Source organism: Nocardia sp. NPDC003183, from assembly GCF_053590715.1.
The window spans coordinates 97070-117469 of sequence record NZ_JBSFTG010000012.1; the positions used below are offsets into that span (position 1 = coordinate 97070).

Annotated in this window: 16 protein-coding genes; 7 read left to right on the forward strand and 9 right to left on the reverse strand. The window is 69.0% G+C overall.

Going from position 1 to position 20400, the window contains the following annotated elements; genetic code table 11:
• Nucleotides 1–54: 54 nt before the first annotated feature.
• Nucleotides 55–948, forward strand: a complete 894-nt coding sequence (locus tag ACWDXS_RS26960) for a LysR family transcriptional regulator ArgP (protein WP_449969760.1) — start codon at nt 55–57, stop codon at nt 946–948.
• A 12-nt stretch (nt 949–960) separates the two neighbouring features.
• Here the strand turns inward: ACWDXS_RS26960 and ACWDXS_RS26965 are convergent, their stop codons facing one another.
• The 4 genes from ACWDXS_RS26965 to ACWDXS_RS26980 all read right to left on the reverse strand — a co-directional run bounded on the left by ACWDXS_RS26965 (nt 961) and on the right by ACWDXS_RS26980 (nt 3360).
• Complete coding sequence (locus ACWDXS_RS26965) at nt 961–1092, reverse strand: hypothetical protein (protein WP_378994542.1); 132 nt, start codon at nt 1090–1092, stop codon at nt 961–963.
• Between the two features lie 23 nt (nt 1093–1115).
• Nucleotides 1116–1922 (reverse strand): alpha/beta fold hydrolase, encoded by an 807-nt coding sequence (locus tag ACWDXS_RS26970; RefSeq protein ID WP_378994544.1) that lies wholly within the window; start codon nt 1920–1922, stop codon nt 1116–1118.
• A 59-nt stretch (nt 1923–1981) separates the two neighbouring features.
• A complete protein-coding gene (locus tag ACWDXS_RS26975) occupies nt 1982–2830 on the reverse strand; it encodes a hypothetical protein (RefSeq protein ID WP_449969765.1) in 849 nt (282 codons plus the stop codon).
• Nucleotides 2831–2895: 65 nt separating this feature from the next.
• Nucleotides 2896–3360, reverse strand: coding sequence for a MarR family winged helix-turn-helix transcriptional regulator (locus ACWDXS_RS26980; RefSeq protein WP_378994548.1), 465 nt, complete (start codon nt 3358–3360; stop codon nt 2896–2898).
• Between the two features lie 71 nt (nt 3361–3431).
• Here ACWDXS_RS26980 and ACWDXS_RS26985 point away from each other — a divergent pair, with 71 nt between their 5' ends.
• Both ACWDXS_RS26985 and ACWDXS_RS26990 read left to right on the forward strand, forming a co-directional pair.
• Nucleotides 3432–4409 carry a pirin family protein gene (locus ACWDXS_RS26985; protein ID WP_378629850.1) on the forward strand — a complete coding sequence of 326 codons (978 nt, stop codon included), beginning with the start codon at nt 3432–3434 and terminating at the stop codon, nt 4407–4409.
• 134 nt (nt 4410–4543) lie between these two features.
• Complete coding sequence (locus ACWDXS_RS26990; protein WP_378629849.1) at nt 4544–4840, forward strand: excalibur calcium-binding domain-containing protein; 297 nt, start codon at nt 4544–4546, stop codon at nt 4838–4840.
• Between the two features lie 67 nt (nt 4841–4907).
• On the opposite strand, the gene ACWDXS_RS26995 is transcribed toward ACWDXS_RS26990, so the two are convergent.
• Entirely contained in the window at nt 4908–5183 is a 276-nt protein-coding gene (locus ACWDXS_RS26995) for a DUF3618 domain-containing protein (protein ID WP_379313854.1), read from the reverse strand.
• 34 nt (nt 5184–5217) lie between these two features.
• On the opposite strand from ACWDXS_RS26995, the gene bcp reads away from it, so the two are divergent.
• Entirely contained in the window at nt 5218–5691 is a 474-nt protein-coding gene (gene bcp / locus ACWDXS_RS27000) for a thioredoxin-dependent thiol peroxidase (protein ID WP_378994552.1), read from the forward strand.
• Here the strand turns inward: bcp and ACWDXS_RS27005 are convergent.
• Complete coding sequence (locus ACWDXS_RS27005) at nt 5688–6413, reverse strand: TetR/AcrR family transcriptional regulator (protein ID WP_449969771.1); 726 nt, start codon at nt 6411–6413, stop codon at nt 5688–5690. The genes bcp and ACWDXS_RS27005 overlap by 4 nt on opposite strands.
• A 110-nt stretch (nt 6414–6523) precedes the next feature.
• Here ACWDXS_RS27005 and ACWDXS_RS27010 point away from each other — a divergent pair, with 110 nt between their 5' ends.
• Complete coding sequence (locus ACWDXS_RS27010; RefSeq protein WP_449969774.1) at nt 6524–7486, forward strand: ATP-binding cassette domain-containing protein; 963 nt, start codon at nt 6524–6526, stop codon at nt 7484–7486.
• Nucleotides 7483–8250: an ABC transporter permease gene (locus tag ACWDXS_RS27015; RefSeq protein ID WP_379313851.1), complete on the forward strand. Its 768-nt coding sequence runs from the start codon at nt 7483–7485 to the stop codon at nt 8248–8250. The genes ACWDXS_RS27010 and ACWDXS_RS27015 overlap by 4 nt, the downstream gene beginning before the upstream one ends.
• 48 nt (nt 8251–8298) lie before the next feature.
• Here ACWDXS_RS27015 and ACWDXS_RS27020 read toward each other — a convergent pair whose 3' ends face one another.
• Entirely contained in the window at nt 8299–9519 is a 1221-nt protein-coding gene (locus ACWDXS_RS27020; RefSeq protein WP_379318487.1) for a hypothetical protein, read from the reverse strand.
• Between the two features lie 319 nt (nt 9520–9838).
• Here ACWDXS_RS27020 and ACWDXS_RS27025 point away from each other — a divergent pair, with 319 nt between their 5' ends.
• Nucleotides 9839–10459, forward strand: a complete 621-nt coding sequence (locus tag ACWDXS_RS27025) for a TetR family transcriptional regulator (RefSeq protein WP_378994773.1) — start codon at nt 9839–9841, stop codon at nt 10457–10459.
• A 13-nt stretch (nt 10460–10472) separates the two neighbouring features.
• On the opposite strand, the gene acpS is transcribed toward ACWDXS_RS27025, so the two are convergent.
• Together acpS and ACWDXS_RS27035 are read right to left on the reverse strand one after the other, a co-directional pair.
• Nucleotides 10473–10901, reverse strand: coding sequence for a holo-ACP synthase AcpS (gene acpS / locus ACWDXS_RS27030; protein WP_378994563.1), 429 nt, complete (start codon nt 10899–10901; stop codon nt 10473–10475).
• 11 nt (nt 10902–10912) lie between these two features.
• Nucleotides 10913–20239: a fatty acid synthase subunit beta domain-containing protein gene (locus ACWDXS_RS27035; protein ID WP_449969778.1), complete on the reverse strand. Its 9327-nt coding sequence runs from the start codon at nt 20237–20239 to the stop codon at nt 10913–10915.
• Between the last annotated feature and the right edge of the window lie 161 nt (nt 20240–20400).

The following is a 20400-nucleotide window of genomic DNA, read 5'->3' on the forward strand; positions in this document are numbered from 1 at the left end:
GTCGTCAATTTTCAGTCCAGCTAATGATTCTTCACTACCATTAGAGTTACTTCAGTGGATTTCCAACTGGACCAGCTGCGCGCGCTCAACGCCGTCCTCACCGAGGGCACGTTCGACGCGGCCGCCCGTCGGCTCGACCTCACCCCGTCGGCCATCAGCCAGCGAATCAAAGCGCTAGAGGAATCGGCGGGACGCGTGCTGGTGCAACGCTCGAAACCGGTGCGCCCCACCGAATCCGGGCTCGCGGTGCTGCGTCTGGCCCGGCAGGTGGAATTGCTCGCGGGCGACACCGCGCGCGAACTCGGCGATGCCGACCGCCCCGCCGACCGGCCGATCCGCATCCCGATCGCCGTCAACGCCGACTCCCTCGAATCGTGGGTCATGCCCGCGCTCGCGAGCGTGCCCGCCGGGATCTCCTTCGACCTGCACCGCGAAGACGAGGAACACACCACCCGGTTGCTGCGCGACGGCACGGTGACCGCCGCGATCACCGCCACCGCCACACCGGTGCAGGGCTGCACCGTGACCCCGCTGGGGGCGATGCGCTACCGCCCCACGGCGACACCGCGGTTCGTCCGCACCTGGTTCCCCGACGGCCCGACCTCCGCCGCGTATGCCCACGCGCCCGTCGTGCACTTCGATCGCAAAGACGATCTCCAGCTCCGCCAGCTACGCCGGCGCACCCGTCGCCAGGTCGATCCGCCGGGTCACTACGTGCCCTCGTCGAGCGCGTTCGCCGAGGCGGTGCGGCTCGGCCTCGGCTGGGGCATGCTGCCCGACCTGCAAACCGGGAAAGACCGCACCGCAGGCACTTTGGTCAACATCGACGGTGATTCCCACATCGATGTCCCGCTGTACTGGCAGCAGTGGAAACTACACTCCCCCGCCCTCGCCGCCGTCGCCACCGCGATCGCCGCGGCCGCCGCGTCGGCGCTGACCACGAGCTGACCGGCCCTCGGCTCAGGCGTCGTCGAGATCCGGGACCAGGCGCAGTCCCCACTGATTGGCGCAGTTGGTACACACCCACGTCCCGTTCATCTCCCGATAGGTGAACGTGTCGTCACAGGCGGGGCAGTTCGGCGAATCGGTCATCGAAGATCCTTGTGAGTGGTGAATTATCGAGCAGCGGAGAGGAATTCGATCAGGATGCGGTTGACCTCGTCGGGCCGCTCCAGATATCCGTAGTGCCCACACCGTTCGATCTCGGTATAGGTGGCGGTCGGGATCGCCTCGGCGACCTCCCGGCAGAACCGCGGCGGCACCATCTGATCATCGGCGAACCCGACCACCAAGCTGGGCACCGAGATCCCGCGATACGCCTGCCGCCGGTCCTGCGACCGATCCATTGCCGCTTGCGCCCGAGTGCCGGGGGTTCCCTTCCCCGAGGTGAATTCGAAGATATCGAGCCACTCCTGCGCCTTGGCCGGATCGGCCAGAGTGTGTGGCGACAGATTGATCATCGCCTTGACGGCGGCCGCGTATTCCGGCGGTAGCTGAATCCCCTTGTCGAACAACGCCTGCTCGCCCTTGCTGAGGGTGCTCGTCACCGGATACGGCCGCGCGGTGGCGGCGAACATGACCGCCCGGCGCAGCAACTCCGGCCGGGCCAGCGCGAGTTCGGCGACGATCCGCGAGCCCATCGAGGTGCCGACCACATGCGCCGGAGCCCCTAGGTGCTCGATCAGCGCGGCGGTATCACCGACCAGCTGCGCCATGGTGATCCCCGATGCCGACTCCGACGACGGCGCGATCCCCCGATTGTCGACAGTGGCGACGGTGAACCCCGCCTTGACCAGGGCGGGCACCTGATAGGTGCGCCAGACACGTCCAGGACTCCCACTACCCATCACGAGCAGGACAAGCGGTCCCGAACCGGTGACGTCGTAGCTGAGCTGGATGCCGTTGAGCGAGGCGATGGGCATATCTCAACGTACCGCCACGACAGGGCGGGCTCGACATCGAGGACGGCCACGCACCTGCCTCAGCTCACCGCGGCGAAATAGGCGGTGCGAACGGCGACAGTCGCGGGCGCGGGGAAGTCGGGTGCGCCGGATCCGAGTGGCCCGATCCTGACCTGCCAGGTGCTGGTCGAGGTGTCGATGGCGGTGCGGGCGGTGGACGGCTGGAGGACGACGTCGTTGCCGCCGTCGCAGGAGTAGGCGCCGACCAGGCCGTCGGAGCGGCCGCCCCAGGCGCCGCCGACGCGGATGCGGCAGTGGCGGCCGTCGGCGAGTTCGAGTGCCCACGGCTCGGGCGACGCGGTTTTGCCGATATCGGCGACCGGCGGGTCGACGGTGTACCGGCGCAGTCCGCGCTGCCACGGATCGTTCGCGCACAGCAGGGAAGCCTTGTCGGGAGCCGCCCAGCACACGTTGGCCGAGTCGGCGGAAGCACCGCATTCGTAGATGCCCGCGGTGGTGGCCGAGCGGCTCGGCGACATGTGGGAGCAGTCGAGGACGCCGACCGGAGTGGAGCCGGACACGGTGAAACCGTTGGACGGCTGACCCGCGGCGTCGACGGCGACCAGCGAAACGACGTCGGTCGCGACCGGCGGCTGTGGCGCGGTGGTGCCGGGGAGGCTGCTCGGTGCGCCCTGACCGGTCGGGCGAGGGCCCGGCGTCGTCGGAACGACGGTGATCACCGGCGACCGATCCGGCGTGGTCGTCGGACCGCCCGCACCGGGCAGTTCGGTGGCGGGCGCGCCAGAACCCCACGAGCCACCGCGAGCGGTCGTCGTCGCCGGTTGCGCGGTGCCGTCTTCGGTCGAGCACCCCGCGACCGACAACGCACACAGCATGCCCATCGAAACGATGTATCCGGCTGTCTTCATGCCACCACCCCTGCGTGCGAAGTTCGAGCCCTGTCTACTGCGCATCGGGTCGGTGGCCCGAATCGTTAACCGGCCGAATCGCTTCGGGCCTCACTCGCCGCGATCACTTTGCCTGCCAGCGAGCGGATCGCCGTGCTCTCCGCGTCGGTCATCCGGTCGACGAACACCTCCCGCACCAATTCGACATGCTCGGGCGCGGCCTCGCGCAACACCGTGCGGCCTGCCTCGGTCAGCGACACGACGATTCCGCGCGCGTCGTCCTCGGCCTGCACTCGATCGACGAGTCCGCGAGCGGCCATGCGGGCCACATGCTTGGACAACCGGGACTTGTCCCAGCAGACCTGGGCGGCCAGCTCCTTGGCTCGCAGGCATCCGTCGGGTGCCGCCGACAGCGGGACCAGCAGCTCGTAGTCGGCCATCGATAGTCCGTATTCGCCCAGACCCGCGGCCAGGACGGCGTCGAGTCGCTGACGCATGAGGATGTAGGACTGCCATGTCTGCTGCTCTTCTTCGGACAACCATCTGGGCACGGGAATGATTCTAGAACTCTGTTGGTTGACATGGAAACCAACAGCCTGACGAAGCTCCCAGGAGGCACCCCATGCCAGCTATCACCGTCGACGACATCATGGTGCTGCCCCGGCTGCCCCGCCCCGATGTCACCGAGACCCAGCGCCCGGTACGCCAGATCGTCACCGCCGCGCGCCAGCAGGAGGGCGCCGGCTTCGAGGTGACCCGGCCGTTCCCCAGCGTCGACCTACGCTCGGCCGACCCGTTCATCCTGCTCGACCAGATGGGCCCGGTCGCCTACGAGCCGTATGCGGCCAAGGGCGCGCCGTGGCACCCGCACCGTGGCTTCGAAACCGTCACCTACATGCTCGACGGCACCATGGTCCACCACGATTCCCAAGGTGGCGGCGGCGTCATCGGCGAGGGCGACACCCAGTGGATGACCGCGGGCTCGGGCATGCTGCACGACGAACTGCCCGAGGAGAAGCTCGTCATCTCCGGCGGCACGTTCCACGGAATCCAGCTGTGGGTGAACCTGCCGCGGGCGAACAAATTCGCCACCCCGCGCTACCAGGACCTGCGCGCGAGCGAACTGACCCTGGTGAGCTCGCACGACGGCGGCGCGCTCGTGCGCGTCATCGCCGGCGAGTTCGCCGGTTTCTCCGGCCCCGGCTCCACCTACACCCCGATCGCCTACGCGCACGCCTCGCTCGTCCCCGGCGCCCAGCTGGAGACGCCGTGGCCGAAGGACTTCACCGCGATGGCCTATGTGCTGTCGGGCAGCGGCACGGTCGGCGTCGATCGCAGGCCGATCAGCGCCGGGCAACTGGTGGTCTTCGGCAAGGGCGACGCCCTCACCCTGACCGCCGATCTCACCCAGCACAGCACCACCGGCGATCTCGAGGTCCTGCTACTCGGCGGAACTCCGTTGCGCGAACCGGTGATTCAATACGGGCCGTTCGTGATGAACACTCGGGAGGAAATCATCGAGGCGATGGAGGATTTCAACGCGGGTCGCATGGGCACCATCCCGGCCGAACACCTGACCGGGCGCAGACTGGGTGAATAACCGACCGAGACTCCCGGCGAATCCTCGGGTCGCGTGCGGTTGACAATCGGTCGCCCCGTCACAAAGGTGGACGGGGCTACCGGCCACATCGTGGCCGTGACCACACCCGAACCGCAGCAGACATAGAGGAATTCATGAACGTTCGTCGGCTCACCGTCAGCCTTGCCGCCGTAGGGCTCGCCCTGATCGCCGCTCCCGTCTCCCACGCCGACCCGGTATCGGGCTCGGCGGGTACCGGTTCGTCCAGCTTCGACTCCATCCTCGGAGCGACCGGCTCGGCCAACCTGGTCCAGTCCGGTTCGGCCGGTGGCGCGTTCCGCAGCTGCGACGACGCGATGGCCGCAGGCCGCGCGCCGCTGTTCCGTGGCGAGCCGGGCTACTCCCCGCACCTCGACCCCGATGGCGACGGCCTGGCCTGCCCCACGCAGTAAAGCCACAAAAAACACCCGATGTGACTCGTTGGCACATCGGGTGTTTTTTGTTGTCCGGCCGACTGATTCAGCGGCGGAAGATCTTGATCAGCACCAGGCCGGCCACGAGGGCGCCCGCTCCGATCAGCGTGTATTTGACCTTCGGCTCGTTCAACTTGGCGACCACCATCGTCTTGGTGTCTTCCGCGATCCGTTGCGGATCCGCGCGCACCGCCAGTTCGTCGAGCGTGGTCGCCAACCGGGTACGCGCGATCTCGATCTCGCGTTCGATCCGGTCGGTGTCGTCCTTGGCCACCGTCACCTCCAGGTATATGTCTTGCTGCTCGTCACCGAGTCTATCCATGCGCCTCGCGGACCCGGTCGGTTACCGTGCGGTGGTGACCGACAACCATCGCCTCTCCCCCGGAGACACCGCCCCCGAATTCACGCTGCCCGACGCCGACGGCAAGGACGTGTCGCTGTCGGATTACCGCGGCCGCAAGGTGATCGTCTACTTCTACCCCGCCGCCAGCACCCCCGGCTGCACCAAGCAGGCCTGCGACTTCCGCGACAATCTGGCCGAGCTGGGCGGCGCGGGCCTCGAGGTGCTCGGCATCTCTCCCGACAAGCCCGCCAAGCTGGCCAAGTTCCGCGACAACGAGAACCTGACCTTCCCGCTGCTCTCGGACCCCGAGCGCGAGGTGCTCAAAGAATGGGGCGCCTTCGGCGAGAAGATGATGTACGGCAAGACCGTGACGGGTGTGATCCGCTCGACGTTCGTGGTCGACGAGAAGGGCAAGATCGAGGTTGCCCAGTACAACGTCCGCGCCACCGGGCACGTCGCGAAGTTGCGCCGCGACCTGTCGGTCTAGTCGCCGAAGGTGGCGATGAAGACCTCGTAACCGTCGAGCAAACGGGCGAGGCCGAACTCGAAGTCGGCCCTCTCCCAGTCGATATCGTCATCGTCGAACGCGGCATTGGAGAGGGCGGCCGACACCGAGGGGAAGCGCTGCGGGTCGAGCACCCTGGCCATCACCGAGGCGAAGTCGCCGCCCTCTTCCTCCTGCAGATCCCGGAGGAACCGCCGTTTACCGACCACGAACATCGACACGTTCATCACCAGCTGGAGCTTGATCGGCTCCGGCACGGCCGCTTCGGCGAGAACCTGCAACGCGGTTTCGAGCCAGGCCATGTTGTTCGGCCCCATCGGCGGCCTGCTCAGCGGGATGTCCAACCACCACAGATGACGGCCGAGCCGCTCGAACTCGGCCAGCGCCCACCGCTCGAGACCCACCCGCCACGGCGTTCCCGCGGCGATCTCGGGCGGGGCCCCCACCACGCGATCCATCAGCAGGTCGACCAGCGTGTTCTTGCTGTCGACGTACCGATACAGCGACATCGCGGTGAAGCCGAGCTGCTTGGCGACCCGATTCATCGACAGCGCCGCGAAACCCTCCGCATCGGCCACTTCGGTCGCGGCGTCGAGGATCTGATCCAGGGTGAGCCCGCGTTTGGGCCCCCTGCCGCCGGGTTGCTCGCGCCCCCACATCAGCTCGACCGCTTTCGGTAGCGCCATGTCGCCGGACGTCGTCATCTGCCTCCTCTGCTCGCCTCGACTCTAACCCGCGCACTCTTGCGCGCAAGAACTGTTTAGCCTATAAACTGTGTTTATTACATAAACAGTTTCTCGATCGGAGAGAACTCATGACATCGCCACCACCGCCCGCACTCTCGATCCGCCGATTGCACAAGACCTACGGCTCCCATGTCGTCCTGGACGACCTCGACCTGGACATCACCGCGGGCACCGTCTTCGCCCTGCTCGGACCCAACGGTGCGGGCAAGACCACGCTGGTCCGCATCCTGGCCACCCTCAGCAAGCCCGATCGCGGCGACGTCAGGCTCTTCGAACACGACCTGGCGCAAGCCCCTGATACGGTCCGGCGCCTGATCGGCGTCACCGGTCAGTACGCCGCCGTCGACGGGGTACTCACCGGCGCCGAGAACCTGCGCCTCACCGGCAGGCTGCTGCACCTCGGCAAGGACGAGACCCGACGCCGTGGCGACGCACTCCTGGAACGCTTCGACCTGGTCGACGCCGCCGACAAACCGGTCGCCTCCTACTCGGGCGGCATGCGGCGCAGGCTCGACCTCGCGATGAGCCTGATGGGTGAGCCACGCATGGTCTTCCTCGACGAACCGACCACCGGCCTCGACCCACGGAGCCGACGCGATCTGTGGTCCGCCATCAGGGAATTGGCGGCCGAGGGGACAACCATCCTGCTCACCACCCAGTACCTGGAGGAAGCCGATCAGCTCGCCGACCGGATCGCCGTACTCGACCACGGCCGGATCGTCGCCGACGGCACCCCGGACGAACTCAAACGCCTCGTGCCGGGCGGCCACATCCGGTTCCGCTTCGCCGATCGCGGACTGCTGACCGCCGCGACCACCGCGCTCGACACCGCGACCGGCGCCCACCCCGATCCCGAACAGCTGACCCTGCAGGTGCCCTCGGACGGCAGCGCCGTCGAGATCAAGCGGCTACTCGACCGTTTCGCCGAACTCGATATCGCGATCGAGCAGCTCACTGTCCACACCCCCGACCTCGACGACGTGTTCTTCGCGTTGACCGGTCAGCCCGGACGAACCGAGGTCGCGGCATGAACGCCACGCGCACACTGCAGGATTCGGCCACCATGCTGGACCGCAATATCCGCCACACCCTGCGCAGCCCCGACACCATGATCATGACGGTCGTGCTGCCGGTGATGATCCTGCTGATGTTCGTGTTCGTCTTCGGTGGCGCCATGGACGTGGGTCCCGGTGCCTACATCGACTACGTGGTACCCGGAATCATCCTGCTGTGTGCGAGTTTCGGGGCGTCCACCACGGCGCTCGCGCTGTCCACCGACGTGGCCGAGGGCATCATCGACCGGTTCCGCACCATGGCCATCGCGCGGTCGGCGGTACTCACCGGGCATGTCGCCGAGAGCGTGATCCGCAATCTGATCACCTCCGCGATCGTGATCGGGGTGGCGGTGGTGCTCGGTTTCCGCCCGACCACCGACCCACTGCGCTGGCTGGGCGTTTTCGGTGTGCTGGCGATGTTCGTGTTCGCGCTGTCGTGGTTGGCGGCCGCGTTGGGCCTGCTCGCCCCGAACCCGGAGGCGGCCAACGGCTTCACCTTCGTGTTCATGTTCCTGCCCTATGTGAGTTCGGCGTTCGTGCCGACCTCGTCGATGCCGACGTGGCTGCACTGGTACGCCGAGAATCAGCCGGTGACCCCGGTGATCGAGACGCTGCGCGGGTTGTCGATGGGCACGCCGATCGGCAACAGCTGGGTACTCGCGGTGCTGTGGTGTGCCGGCATCGGGCTCGTCGGGTACATCGCGGCGGGGGCGCTGTTCCGTCGGCAGAGCAACGTCTGAGAACCACGAAGGGGCAGCGCGTGCGCTGCCCCTTCGTGGTGGAGACGATCAGTCGGCGGACGCCGTGTGCGGGCCCTGCGGCATGGGCGCCTGCGCGGGCTGCATCCCGAGCGGAATGCCGGTGCCGGGCAGGGTCGGTGCGGCGGCGGGAATCTGCGGAACCACGGGAACAGCGGGTTCGAGCGGAAGCGGGTCTTCCTGTGGCGCGTCCCCGTACAGCTGGGTCGGGTAGTCGAGCGGGAACTCGCCCGGGTTCACCAGTTGCGGATTCGGCGACACCGTTTCGTACGGCGACGTGGGCGATTCTTCCACCGGACTCACCTGCAACCCGCTACCGGAACCCACACCGCCGCTCGACCCGGACTCCACCGAGGCGGCTTCATGTGTCTGGGGGGCTTGCGGAATGACCGGCGCCGACGCGGCACCGGGCTCCGACGACACGGCCGTGTTGTCGACCGCGGGCGGCCCGCTGTTGATCACCGCGTACGAACCACCCGCCACGAGCCCGCCCGCGAGCACACTCGCCGCCGCGGCGACCATCGCCGTCCCACGCTTGGACCGCGACCCGGTCGAGATCGGCACCACGACGGTATCGCCGAGCGCGACCAGCGCGGCACCGGCGGCGGGCGCGAACGGCGCCAACCGGCACGGCAGCACCGGCACCCCGAATCCGGCGACCGCGTCGCGCACCGCGGGTGCGTCCGACGACGAGCCGACCAGCACCACCGCGGCCGGCTTCACCGACGCCGCCTCGAACTGATCCCACCCCGCCGACACTCCGGCGCGCAATGCGTCGGGTGTGGGTGCGCCGGTCTGCGAGTAGGCGGCGAGCACACGGTGCCGACCCTGGTCGATCAGTGTCATCGCCTGGTAGCCCGGCACCGCCTCGTAGACGAGCAGATTGTCGAACTCGTCGAGCCAGGTCATCGCGCCCGCGACGAACAGATGCGACGATTTCGCCGAAACCAGCGAGGCCGTGCGCCATTGGGTCTCCGCCAGGCGGGTCACGATCGCGCGCCGTTCGACGGCGTCGCGGTAACTCACTGCCACCCCGGCGATCTCGTGCTCGTCGTCGAGCTCGGTCGCGATCGCATCGAGGGCGGTGTGTACCGCTGCCGCCACTTCGGCCTTACCGTCTCCGTTGGCACGGACGGTGCGCCGCAGCAGCATCCGATCCGTGAGAGTGACGCCCGATTCGGCGAACGCCACCGCGTGCACGGCTCCCCGTTCGGTGCTGACGCCGAGGGTTACCACAGATCCTGCTGCCACAAGTCTTGCCTTCCCCTGTGCGAAACGGTGCGGGACGGGACCACGCAGGGTCCGTCACTTCGCGGTAGGTCTGGTGCGGCGTGAGCTGGCTAGCCGCGAATAAGCGTGCAGATAGACGCACACTTATCTGATGATTCGTCACCGGTCAGGGCATGGATGGGTCGGGATTTCAGCCAGTTGTTGACACGCTGTCGGTAGAGGCGTGTCGCGGATCTGTGTATACCGCTAGCCTGGATGGGTGGAAGTACACGCGCAGGCCCGGTCACCGCAGAGCCGTCCGGACCCTGCGCTGGAATTGCAGGACGACCCCCAGGAGTTGATGCCGCGCAAGCGGCCGACGCAGGAGCGCAGCAAGCGCAAATTCGACGCGCTGCTGGCGTCCTCGCGCGAGTTGCTGGTCGAGGTGGGTTTCGAGTCGTTCACCTGTGAAGAGGTCGCCCAGCGCGCCGAGGTGCCCATCGGCACGCTGTATCAGTTCTTCGCCAACAAGTACGTGATCGTCTGTGAACTCAATCGGCAAGACCTGGTTGCGGTTTCCCGCGAGCTGGCCGACTTCCACGGTGAAGTGCCCTCACTGGACTGGTTGCGGCACATGAACCAGTTCGTCGACCACATGGCGAACCTGTGGACCACCGACCCGTCACGGCGCGAAGTGTGGCTGGCGATGCAGTCGACCCCGTCCACACGCGCGACAGGCGCGTTGCACGAAAAGGAATTCGCCGCGGTCGTCTCGCAGATGCTGCGGCCGCTGACCCCGCGCACCCCGCGCGCCCGGCGCACGATGATGGCCGAAGTGCTGGTGCACGTCGTGTACTCGATGCTGAATTTCTCGGTACAGGAAAACCAGTCGAATACCGACGCGGTCGCCGAACTCAAGCGCCTCATGGTGGCGTATCTACTGGTGGCGGAAAAAGAATCGCGAACCGCCGAGGAACACTAGCGGTTCGCGATTTCTAGCCCCGGCCGTCGATCAGATCGGCCAGTTCGCCCGGGTCTTCCAGCACCACCATCGCCGCGGCGGTATCGCCGTCGTGGGTCAGGGAGAGGTGCACTCGGACGCGGGGCAGGAATTCCGCGGCGAGGCCGTGGAGTTTGATGCTGGGCCTGCCCCACGCGTCGTTGACGACTTCGATGAGCGGATACGGGTTGTCGCCGATCTGCGGACTGCGGGCGAAACGAGACGATGCCCAAGCTTTGAGCACCGCCTCCTTCGCGGCCCAGCGTGCGGCGAAGCTGCGGTCCGGGTCGGTCTGCTTGCTCTGGCAGTAGCGACGCTCACCAGCGGTGAATGTCTCCCTGAGCATGGTCGACCCGGGCCGTTGCAGCTGTTCGGCGAACTCGGAGATGGTCACCAAGTCCAAGCCGATACCGAGAATCGTCACAAAGCGGCAGCCTACGACGCTTCGGTCGGCTGCGGGGTGATTTGCCCGGTGCCGCAACCCCATCCGCTCGCGCTGTAGACGCCGTCGCTGTCCAGACGCGCCTGCGGCGAGAGCAGCATGTCGGCCTCGAGCTGACGGATCTGCTTGGCCGGCGTGCCGTCGGCGCCCAGTCGACGATCAGCGGGCTTCTCGTACAGTGCCGACCCGCCGCACATGGCCTCGGCGAACCGCTGCCTGCCCGCGAGCTGACGCGTCTGCGCCCGCTCCTGGTACTCCGCCCGCGCGGCCGGTTCGATGGCGGCCAGGAACGCCTGCGGATGCACCACCGCGAGCAGACCGGACACGTGACCGAAGCCGAGCGAGGTCACCAGACCCGCCTTCAGCGCGAACTTCTCGCCGAAGCGCAGCGGCTCACGCGCCCACACCAGGTGCGGGTAGCCCGCCATCTTCTCGTCGACGCAGTCCAGGCTCCGGTTCGGCGGCACCACACCGTTTTCCAGCACCTGGCACAGGCCGATGAGCTGGAACGCCGCCGCGCCCCCCTTGGCATGTCCGGTGAGGCTCTTCTGCGAGACCACGAACAGCGGTGCGCCCTCGGTACGACCCAGCGCGCCCGCCAGCCGCTCGTGCAGCTCCGACTCGTTGGGGTCGTTGGCCGCGGTGGAGGTGTCGTGCTTGGAGATCACCGCGATGTCGTCGGGGGTCACGCCGAGCTTGCGCAGTTCGGCCGCCAGTCGCGACTCGCTGCCGCCGCGCCCCGCACCCAATGCGCCGAGACCCGGCGCCGGGATGGAGGTGTGCACGCCGTCGGCGAAGGACTGGGCGAAGGCGACGACGCCGAGCACCGGCAGACCCATCTGCACGGCCACGTCACCACGGGCCAGCAGCACGGTGCCGCCACCCTGCGATTCCACGAACCCGCCGCGGCGGCGATCGTTGGCGCGGGAGAAGTAGCGGTCGCTGATTCCCTTGGCGCGCATGCTCGCCGAGTCGGCGGTGGCCGACATGTCACCGAAGCCGACGATGCCTTCGATACCCAGGTCGTCGAAGCCGCCGGCGACCACGACCTCGGCCTTGCCGAGCCGGATCTTGTCGACGCCTTCCTCGACCGAGACCGCCGCCGTGGCGCACGCCGCGACCGGATGCACCATGGCGCCGTAGCTGCCGACGTAGGACTGCACCACATGCGCCAGGGCGACGTTGGGCAGTGCCTCCTGCAGGATGTCGTTCGGGCGCGGTTCGCCGAGCAGGTTGTCGACATAGAGCGAGCGCATCGAGGACATGCCGCCCATGCCGGTGCCCTGGGTGTTGGCCACCAGGCTCGGGTGCACCCAGCTCATCAGCTCGTCGGGGCTGAAGCCCGCGCCGACGAACGCGTCGACGGTGCAGACGATGTTCCACAGCGCGACCCGGTCGATCGAGGCGGCCATGTCGGCCGAGACGCCCCAGATGGTGGGATCCCAGCCGGTCGGGATCTGACCGCCGACCACACGCGACAGCTTCGCCTTGCGCGGCACCCGGATCTCGGTGCCCGCCTGACGAGTCACGGTCCAGTCGCTGGAATCGGCGACCGGCGCGATGACGGTGTGCTCGGGATCGGCGGTGTGGAAGGCGCGTGCCTCCGCCTCGCCGGCGACGGTGAACGACAGGTCCTGATCGAGGAACACCGAGGTGAGCAGCGGGGCCGCGTTGTCGAGCATCGCGCCGTCGTCTTCGTAGCGGCGCACACCGCAGCGTTCGACCACGGTGTCGTGGTAGCGCTGCGCGACCTCCGATTCCGGCACGAAGTCGCCGGATTCGGTGTCGTACCAGCCGGGCTTCGGTTCGTTCTCCCAGCGGATCAGACCGGTGGTCCAGGCCAGCTCGAGCACGCCGGCGGCCGACAGTTCGTCTTCGACCTCCATCTCGAAGCGGGTGCGCGAGGAGCCGTACGGCCCGAGCTCACCGGCGCCGACGATCACGACCATGTCGCTCAGCTCCGCGGTGACCGGGGCCCATTCCGGCACCGGCAGTGCCGAACTCAGGGTCGGCGGGGCGGGCAGTGCGGCGATCGTCGCGACGGTGGCGGCTTCTTCGACCTTCTCGGCCGCGGCCTCCTGCGCCTGCTTGGCGAGCGCGGGCAGGTCGAGCTTGGCACGCGCCAGACCACCGGTGAGGTCGATCTGCTGCGGGCCGGTGATGGTCACCTGGCGGGCACGCGAGGTGCACCACTTGAGCAGCTCGTCGGCCATCTCGTCGGTCGACCAGGTGTGCACACCCGCCTTCTCGACGGCTTCGACCATGGGGTCGTTGTGGCCCATCAGCCCGGTGCCGCGCACCCAGCCGATCAGCGCGTGCACCAGGGTGACGCGTTCGGCCCAGGACTTCTCGGCCTTCCATTTCAAGACCACCGCGTCGAGGGCGGCCTTGGACTCGCCGTACGCGCCGTCGCCGCCGAACAGGCCACGGTTGGGCGAACCCGGCAGCACCACATGCAGTTTCGCGTCGACGTCGTGGTCGGCGCCGAGGGCGGACAGGCCGCCGATCAGCCGTTCCACCGACCACAGCAGCACGCGCATTTCCATTTCGGCCCGAGCGCCCGCGTCGGCGAGGTCACCGGCGACGCGCGGCGCCGCGAACGGCAGCAGCATCGTCGGGGTCATCGCGTCCTTGACCTTGATCTTGGCGCCGCCCGCGTTGTCGACCTGTTCGGTGCCGACCCACTCGATCAGCGCGTCGAGGTCCTGGTAGGAGGCCATGTTGGCCGGGACCACCCACAGCGCCGCACCGTGGCGGGCGTTGTCGCGGTAGAGCGAGCGGTAGAACCGCAGCCGCTCGTCGTTGAGACCCGACGTGGTAACCACCACGGTCGCGCCGCCGGACAGCAGCTTGCCGGTGACCGCCGCCGCGATGGAACCCTTGCTGGCGCCGGTGATCACGGCGAGATCGTCGGACCACAGACCTGGCTCGGTGGTGTCGAGCGCGGTCTTCGCGATCTGCGCGTACACCCCGGCCAGCACCGAACGGGCCTCGTGCATGGCCCGCTGCCGCCACCAGTTCGCCTGGGCGGCCACGGCTTCACCGGCGCCGGCGAATCCGTCGATCGACTGTTCCGCGGTGGTGGCGTCGTCGCCGAGCCACATCTTCGCGAGATCCTCGCGGGCGGTGGCCCACCGGTCATCGATGAGAACGGCCTTGCGGGCGTCGAACGCGGGCGCGACCAGACGCGGCCAGTCCGAACCCAATTCGGCCGAGACGAGGTCCGCGAGAGTGTCGGCAGTCGCCTCGGGAGCGCTGATCTTCTCGCTGAGGCCGAGTTGTTCGAGTACCACCCGCGCCGCGGTGGCGAGCACGCCGTCGCGTCCGGTGATCTGCTCGGTGAACTCGCCGAGCGCCGCCGCGTCGACGGTGCCGCCTGCCGCGCCACCCGCCGAGGGCATCGAGACCGAGACACCGCGCCGTGCCGCCACGGCCTGCACGGCCGCGTCGATGGCGGCGTCGACCGATGCGGCGTCACCGAGCGCACCACCGGCGAGACCGCCGAGGTCACCACCGCGCACGCTGGCGCCTTCGCGGGTGCCGAGCGAGACCTCCGCGGTGACGTGGCTCGCCCAGCCGTCGCCGAGTTCCCAGACCTTCTTGACCCGGTCGGCGATGGCGGCGGGCCGCTTGCCCGACGGTCCGAAGACCTTGCGCAGGTGGTCGCCGATGGAGTCGGTGAGCACGCTGCCGAACGGCTTGTAGGTGCGGGCCAGGCGTTCGACCGTGGCCGCCAGCGCGCCCATGTCGGCGTCGGCGGCACCGTCGATGGCGCCGAGGGACAGTTCGGCGCCGAGGTCGACGAGCAACTGGTTGCGGCGCGAGGAGACACCGTCGCACAGGCCCTCGATGGTGTCGACCGGGCCGATCTGGTCCATCCGCAGCTTCGTCCACAGCGCGATGAGCACACGGGTGGCGTCGGCGGCGCTGAAGGCGATGTCGTCGGGGCGCGGGCCGCCGGTCGCCACCGGAGCGGCGGCGGCGACGGGTGCCGCCGTGGCCGGCGCGGCCGCGGCTTCGACCGGGGTCTCGTCGATGTCGTCGACCGGGGCCGGATCGGTATCGGTGGAGTAGACGACCGCGGCGTCACGTTCGACGTTGACGACCTCCACGGTCGCCCCGCCGAACGCGGGCAGCTTCAGCGTCTGCGAGGCCAGGTTCGCCACCGTCGGGGTGGCGCCGAGGCCGATTTCGACGAAGCGCTCGACCCCGAGACCGCCGTGCGCGGTGTCGGTGAACAGCAGATCCTGGGTCTCGATCCAGCGCACCGGGCTGGCGAACTGCCAGGCCAGCAGCTCGATCAGCACCACCCGGCACAGCTCGGCATCGCGCGTGGCCCAGCTGTCGAAGTCGGCCAGCACGGCTACGAGCGGCTCCGAGGGCACGAGTTCGGCGATCTCGGCGAGGAACGCGCGATCCAGGGAGAATGGGCGTGGCACCAGGTTCGGAATGTAGCGTCCGACCAGGACTTCCGGGTGCACCTCGGCGGGCAGCAGCTGCTCGAGCTTGTGCCGGAACTCCGGCACACCGTCGCGCAGCACCGAGGAGTGGAACGGCACGTCGATGCCAGGCACCAGGATGAAGGCCCGCTTGCCACCGAATTCCGCACGGCGGCGATCGATTTCGGTCTCGAGCGCTTCGAGCCCGGCGACCGTGCCCGCGATGGCGTACTGGGAGCCGCGCAGGTTCAGGTTCACCACTTCGAGGAACTCGCCGGTCTCGGCGCCGATGCCGTCGACGAAGTCGATCACCTCGGCGTCGGGCAGGCCGATCTGCGACGGGCGGATGGCGGCCATCCGATAGTCACTGCGGCCCTTGGCATCACGCGGTACCAGCTCGTGCATGGCCGAGCCACGCTGGAACACCACCTCGAGCACGGCCTCCAGCGGCAGCACGCCGGCGACGGCGGCGAGGGCGTTGTACTCGCCGACCGAGTGACCGGCCAGCATCGCGCCTTCGACGAACGCGCCCGCTTCCCGCAGTTCGGCGACCTGGGCGACACCGAGGGTGGCCATGGCGACCTGGGTGAACTGGGTCAGGTGCAGCACGCCGTCCGGGTGCCGATGTTCGACACCGCGCGCCTTGAGGTAGGTCGGGTTGTCGCGCACCACCGCCAGGATCGAGAAACCGAGGGCTTCGCGGGTGTGCGCGTCGGCACGCTCCCACACCCGCTTGGCCGCCTTCGAGCGGGTCAGCGCGTCCAGGCCCATCCCCTTGCGCTGGATGCCCTGGCCCGGGAAGGCGTACACGGTCTTCGGGGCGGCGGTGCGCCCGGTCGCGGTCATGACCAGGTCACCGTCGACGCGGCAGGAGACCTCGACGATCTCGGCGCCCGCGTCCACCGCGATCCGCTCCACCCGCACGTCCACGGTCGCGCCGGGGCGCACCATGCCGAGGAACCGGGTGGTCCATGCCGTGAGAGTGCGTGCGGGAACGGAGCTTTCGGGATCCACGGCGACCACCGCGTGCTGGGCGGCGGCCGAGAGCCACATACCGTGCACGATCGGGCTGCCGAGGCCGGCCAGCTTGGCGGCGGCCTCGGAGGTGTGGATCGGGTTGTGGTCACCGGAGACCGCGGCGAAGGCGTGCATGGCGCGCGGGGCGGCCATCTGCACGTCGCGGCGACGGCGGCGCGGGGTGTCGGTGGCGGTGCCGGACACCGCACCGGCCGCACGCGGCGGATCGGTGAGCTCGCCCGCACCGTTGCGGCCGCGGATGGCGAAGCGTTCGACGAGGCGGGCCAGCGGGGTGGCGTCGAGTCCCTGATCCAGGATCAGGCCGATGTTCACCACGACCTCGACCACGCGGCCCATGTCGGTGTCGACCACCGCGCCACCTTCGGCGCGAACGACAAGAATGCTTGTCTCGGAGGGCAATTCGTTCAGCAGTTCGACCTGGTGATCGAGGTGGACCAGGTCGAGCATGCCCTCGATGACACAGCCGCCGACCGGGGTGCGAGCCGCGCCGAGCACCGCGAAGACCGCGGGCCAGCAGGCGCCGACGAGCACATCGGGGGCGGTGCGACCGAGGGTGCTGAGGGTGTCGGGCAGGCCGGAGCCGGTGACACCGGCGTGGTCGGCGATCAGGTCCGGCATCCACGCCAGATTGAGGTGCGCCACACCGGCTTTCACCTCGGGCAGCGACTTCCCGGCGGCAACGCCGAGCAGTGCCGACATCGCGATTTCGGCGTCGGCGTCGGTGATCACCGGCGCGCCACCGGAGTACACGCTCGCCGGCACGGTGATGCGGATCCGCACGGAGTCGCGGGCCAGCGGCACCGAAAGCTCCACGTAGCTGAATTCGCTTTCGGGCCCGGTGGTTTCGGTCAGCGTGGCACCGGTGCTCTGATGCACCGCGCTCCCCTGCTCGACGGTCCACTCCGAGACGTCACCCAGGCGGTGCACCGGGTTGACGGTGGTGCGACCGGCCCACTGCACATCGGGGGCGGCGAGCACGGTGTCGATCGCTCCCGCCACCACACCGGCGACGCGACGCGCGTCCACCGGTTCGGGGACGACACCGGCCCTGACCAGGCTGTACGCGGTGTCCTGTTCGAAGCGGTCGAGCAGTTCGCCGACCGGCTCGTCCACGCGGGTGATGCCCGCGACAGCGACGGTGCCGGGGATGACGCACACCTGATCGGCCGAGTAGCGCGGATCATGGGCCTGCCACAGCGAGTCCGAACGCCACCAGCGGCGCACATCGGCATCGACGACGGGCACGAAGTTCACCGGCTTGCCCGGCGTCTTGCACAGGGAGACGAAGAACGGCACGTCGGCCGGGTGCAGCACAGTGTCCGCGACGGTCGGGTACTGCTTCTTCAGCTCGCACAACGCCTGCACGGGGTGCTCGAAGGCGTCGTCGTCGGCGAACAGGGTTTCGATCTCGCCGCTGTCGGCCGGGTTGAGCCGGGATTCGGTGCGGCGCATCATCTCCGCGAACCGGTCGCGCCAGCTGATGTCGAGCCAGTCCGAGCGGGTCGCGTCGCGGATCGCGTCACCGATATCGCTGCCGCAGTCGAACGAGATCGGCACCTCGCTCGACACAGCCAGCGAGACGTAGCGTTCCAGCCACTGCTGGTAGGTCATGGTGGCGATGTCGCCGAAGTAGGGCTTGGCGGTGGCGTCGAGCGCCGCGATGATCTCGGCGCGACGGCTCGCCACGGCCTCGGCATCGCCCGCGACCTCGTCGAGCAGGCGGCCGGTGCGCGAGGCGGCGTTGTCGATCTCGTGGATGTCGGCGCCCAGCTGGCTGCGCCCGGAGGCCATTCCGCCGCTGGCGGTGCCCGCACCGACCCAATCGGGGGTGCCGGGGGTATCGACCAGCAGCTGCTTCACCGCGGGGGCGGTGGTGGCTTCCAGGGTCGCCATGGCCGCGGTGCCGACGAGCACACCGTCGAGGGGCATCAGCGGGTAGCCGTGGCCGGTGGACCAGGTGCCGGTGAGGTAGTCGGTGGCGCGCTCGGGGGTGCCGATGCCGCCGCCGACGCAGATCACCACATTGGCCTGGCTGCGCAGCTGAGCATAGGTCGCCAGCAGCAGGTCGTCGAGGTCTTCCCAGGAGTGGTGCCCGCCCGCCTTGCCGCCTTCGATGTGCATGATCACCGGGTAGTCCGGGACAGCGTCGGCGATGCGCAGCACGGCCTTGATCTGGGCGACGGTGCCCGGCTTGAACGCGACGTGGCTGATGCCGGCCTCGGACAGCTCGCCGATCAGCGCGACGGCCTCGTCGAGTTCGGGGATGCCCGCGGTGACGATCACGCCGTCGATCGGCGCACCCGCGGCCCGCGCCTTCTGCACCAGGCGCTTGCCGCCGAGCTGCAGCTTCCACAGGTAGGGGTCGAGGAACAGCGAGTTGAACTGCACCGCGCGGCCCGGGTGCAGCAGCTGACGCAGCTCGCTCACCCGGTCGGCGAAGATCTGCTCGGTGACCTGTCCGCCACCGGCCAGCTCGGCCCAGTGGCCTGCGTTGGCCGCGGCCGCGACGATTTTCGCGTCGACGGTGGTCGGGGTCATGCCTGCCAGCAGGATCGGCGAGCGACCGGTGAGCTTGGTGAACGCGGTCTCGACGACGATGCGGCCGTTGGGCAGACGCACCGGCTTCGGCGCGAACGCCGACCACGGCGTCGACGCCTCGGGCGCGGCGCCCGGGGTGAGCAGGCTGCGCTGACCGGCGCGAGTGGCGGCGGCGACTACACCGACACCGGTGCCCTTGAGCGAGCCGCCGGTCACCCGCGAGAGCAGGTCGCCGGGGCCCAGGTCCAGGATCCACTGCGCGCCCGCGTCGACCACGGCGTCGACGGTGGCGACCCAGTCGATCGGGTCGACGAGCACCTGCTGGGTCAGAGCGGCGGCGAGGTCGGCGTCGATCTCGCACTGACGGGCCCAGCCCGCGACCAGTTCGACCGTCTCGGCGAGTGCCGGGTGGTGGAAGGCGACGTCGACGGCGATGTCCTCGAACACGGGCGCGAAGACCGCGCCACCGCGGGCCTTGCTCTCGCGCTCACGGGTCTGCTCGTCGTGCAGCTGCGCGCAACGCGTGCGCACTCGATCGATCTGCGCGGGCGCACCCGAGAGCACGACGCGCTTGCGCCCGTTGCGGATCGACACGACCGCGGCGACCGCGGGGTCGACTCCTTCGGCCACCTCGGCGACGATCGCCCGCAGCTCTTCGGGATCCACGTTCGACACCGCGACCATCGGCGAGCGCTCGCCCACCGGCATCAGTCCACGCCTGCGCGCGACGAGCCCGGCAGCGGCGCCGACGAGCTGGGCGATGGCCAGCAGCTCCGCGTCACGCGTGCCGCCCGCTTCGACCGCGGCGGCGGCGAACAGCCCCTGCGAGTGTCCGACGATGGCGACGGGAGCGTGCTCGACCGGGTCAAGGCCCTGCAGGCGCAATGCCCTGGTCGCGGCGAGCTGGGCCAGCAGTACGCCGGGCATGGACACAGCCACCGAGCGCAGCACCGCGTCCGAGGGCGCCGAGGACGGCTCCTCCGGCTCGTCGAGCTCGCTCTCGAGCACCCAGCCCATCGGGTCGAAACCGCCGGGGCGCACCACCAGCAACTGCGTCGCAACCGGCTCGAGCAGCACGGCCGCGTCGTTGACCAGCGCGGTCAGCTCGGGCTCCAGCGCGCTGTCGCGCCCGATCTCCTCGAGCTCGCGCAGCCACTGCGCACCCTGTCCACCGAACGCCAACGCGTATCCCGCCCCGTTGCGCAGCTGCTCCAGCAGCGCCGCGCGGACACCTCTCGCCTGGCCACGACCATTGGCGCTCGCGGTCGCTCCCATGCCGATTTCGGTGCTCTCGTTGATCGTCAAGACGCTCGACTTCCTTCTCCTGGCGTGTCGCCCACCGACGGCACGCACACGTTTCCGGCAGCCCCTCGGGCCTGTTGAGAGCCACAATCGCACAAAATCATGAGGAAAGCCTCACGTTTCCGGCCCGGTAGCGGGCTACTCCCCAGTATTTCTGTACGCCC

What these genes read in the sequence shown, in the direction of transcription:
- ACWDXS_RS26985 (WP_378629850.1), top strand. Translation starts at nt 3,432, where the DNA reads ATGCCAGCTATCACCGTCGACGACATCATGGTGCTGCCCCGGCTGCCC.
- ACWDXS_RS27010 (WP_449969774.1), top strand. Translation starts at nt 6,524, where the DNA reads ATGACATCGCCACCACCGCCCGCACTCTCGATCCGCCGATTGCACAAG.
- ACWDXS_RS27005 (WP_449969771.1), bottom strand. Translation starts at nt 6,413, where the DNA reads ATGACGACGTCCGGCGACATGGCGCTACCGAAAGCGGTCGAGCTGATG.
- ACWDXS_RS26990 (WP_378629849.1), top strand. Translation starts at nt 4,544, where the DNA reads ATGAACGTTCGTCGGCTCACCGTCAGCCTTGCCGCCGTAGGGCTCGCC.
- ACWDXS_RS26970 (WP_378994544.1), bottom strand. Translation starts at nt 1,922, where the DNA reads ATGCCCATCGCCTCGCTCAACGGCATCCAGCTCAGCTACGACGTCACC.
- ACWDXS_RS27025 (WP_378994773.1), top strand. Translation starts at nt 9,839, where the DNA reads ATGCCGCGCAAGCGGCCGACGCAGGAGCGCAGCAAGCGCAAATTCGAC.
- ACWDXS_RS26975 (WP_449969765.1), bottom strand. Translation starts at nt 2,830, where the DNA reads ATGAAGACAGCCGGATACATCGTTTCGATGGGCATGCTGTGTGCGTTG.
- ACWDXS_RS26995 (WP_379313854.1), bottom strand. Translation starts at nt 5,183, where the DNA reads ATGGATAGACTCGGTGACGAGCAGCAAGACATATACCTGGAGGTGACG.
- ACWDXS_RS26965 (WP_378994542.1), bottom strand. Translation starts at nt 1,092, where the DNA reads ATGACCGATTCGCCGAACTGCCCCGCCTGTGACGACACGTTCACCTAT.
- ACWDXS_RS27015 (WP_379313851.1), top strand. Translation starts at nt 7,483, where the DNA reads ATGAACGCCACGCGCACACTGCAGGATTCGGCCACCATGCTGGACCGC.